The sequence below is a fragment of the Acidaminococcus sp. CAG:542 genome (assembly GCF_000437815.1).
Classification (GTDB): domain Bacteria; phylum Bacillota; class Negativicutes; order Acidaminococcales; family Acidaminococcaceae; genus Acidaminococcus.
Window position 1 is genome coordinate 1 of sequence record NZ_FR902019.1, and the last position, 1,757, is coordinate 1,757.

At 58.2% G+C, this 1,757-nt stretch carries 2 protein-coding genes; both read left to right on the forward strand.

What is annotated here, in order from left to right; genetic code table 11:
- Positions 1-120: 120 nt before the first annotated feature.
- Positions 121-1,290: a hypothetical protein gene (locus QVO43_RS00930; protein WP_022486750.1), complete on the forward strand. Its 1,170-nt coding sequence runs from the start codon at positions 121-123 to the stop codon at positions 1,288-1,290.
- 15 nt (positions 1,291-1,305) lie between these two features.
- A partial coding sequence (locus QVO43_RS00935) for a M20/M25/M40 family metallo-hydrolase (RefSeq protein WP_288174261.1) occupies positions 1,306-1,757 on the forward strand: 452 nt, incomplete at its 3' end.

Genomic DNA, 1,757 nt, shown 5'->3' on the forward strand with positions numbered 1-1,757 from the left:
CAAAAGGCCGCCGGATTTTCCGGCGGCCTTTTCCAAAGTACAAAAATGCGTTATAATAGCCACATGCTTACAATTTACCGCAATAAAGTTTTATTTATGGTATGAGAAATGAGGGGGATTATGGGCAGTATTGTTTCTTTGACGGTGCTTTTTTGCATTTATGCGGTCAGTGAGCTGATCGCCATGAAAACCCGGGCGATCCTTTCCACGGTGCTGGGGATTTCGGTGATCCTGCTGGCAGGGTTCTGGTCGGGGATCCTGCCCCAGACCATCATCAAGGATGCCCAGGTTTCTGGCATCGGCATGGGGGTGGTGGGGATGCTGATCGTCTCCATGGGGACCACCATCGACTTTGCGGAACTGAAGCAGGAATGGAAGGTGGTGGTCACTTCCGTGCTCTGTGTGGTGTTTGCAGTAGCGGCCATTATCCTTTTGGGCGGGTTTGTGATGGATCCCAAGATCGCCATTGCCGGTTCTCCCATTTTTGCCGGAGGCAATGCGGCCACCCTGATCATGCTGGCAGCGGCCAAGGAGAAGGGGCTGGCCTATGTGGGGACCTTCTGTCTGGTGCTCCTGGTGACCCAGAAGTTCTTCGGGATCCCCATTGCTTCAGTGGCCCTCCGGCGCCTGGCCCGGCAGCTGCGGGAAGATGAGGCTTTCGTCCGCCGGCACTGTGAGGAGGCGGAAGCATCAGCCCAGGCGGCCCAAAAGAAGCCTCTGGCCCTGCCATCGGTGCTGGACAAGCCTTCGGTGTACCTGGCCAAACTGGGTCTGGTGGCCACCCTGTCCTTCTATGCAGCGAAGCTCACCGGGGGCCATGTCCATTATCTGGTCATGTGCCTGATCCTGGGAACGGTGTTCTTTGCCCTGGGGTTCCTGGACAAGGGAATCCTGGGCAAGACCCAGTCCAGCGGCCTGATCATCTTTTTTGTGACCATCGTGATCTTTTCCAACCTGGGGGCCACCACGCCCCAGCAGGTGCTGTCGGTGCTGCCTCCTCTTTTGTGGTCGGCGGTGCTGGGGGTGGCCGGTCTGTGTGTGGCGGCGGCTCTGTGCAGCCGTCTGTTCCGGATGCCCTTTACCCTGGCGGTGTCCCTGGGGATCACCTGCACCTTCGGGTTCCCCACCACCATGCTGATTTCCCAGGAAGTGTCCACGGCCATGGGGGAAACGGAAGAACAGCGGAAGGCTCTCCTGAACTTCCTGCTGCCCAAGATGCTGGTGGCTGGATTCGTGACGGTGACCATCACTTCCGTGGTGCTGGCAGGCTTTGTGGTGAATATTCTGTAGAAGGAGTGTAGGGATATGGATGGACTGGATCTGCAATTGAAGGAATATATTGAGGGAAAGCGGCTGGAGATGCTGAACCTGTGGGCGAAATTCGTCAACACGGAAAGCGGCCCCAAACAGCTGGACGGGGTGAACCAGGTGGGGGATATCCTCCAGGGGGAACTGGAACAGGCAGGGGCCTTTGTGCGCCGGGTGAAGGTGGAACAGGCCGGGGACCTGATCGTAGGGGACTGGAATCCGGGTTCCCCGGAACCGCCGGTGGTGTTCATGGGCCATATGGATACGGTGTTCCCGGCCGGAGCAGCGGCAAAAAATCCCTTCCGGGTGGATGAAGAGGGCAATGCCCACGGACCCGGGGTGCTGGATATGAAGGCGGGGCTGGTGATCGGCCTTTATGCCCTGAAGGCTCTCCAGTCCATTGGCTGGAACAAAAGACCCATCCGGTTCCTGGGGATCCCGGACGAAGA

Coding starts and splice junctions, on each gene's coding strand:
- QVO43_RS00930 (WP_022486750.1), top strand. CDS start 121: ATGGGCAGTATTGTTTCTTTGACGGTGCTTTTTTGCATTTATGCGGTC.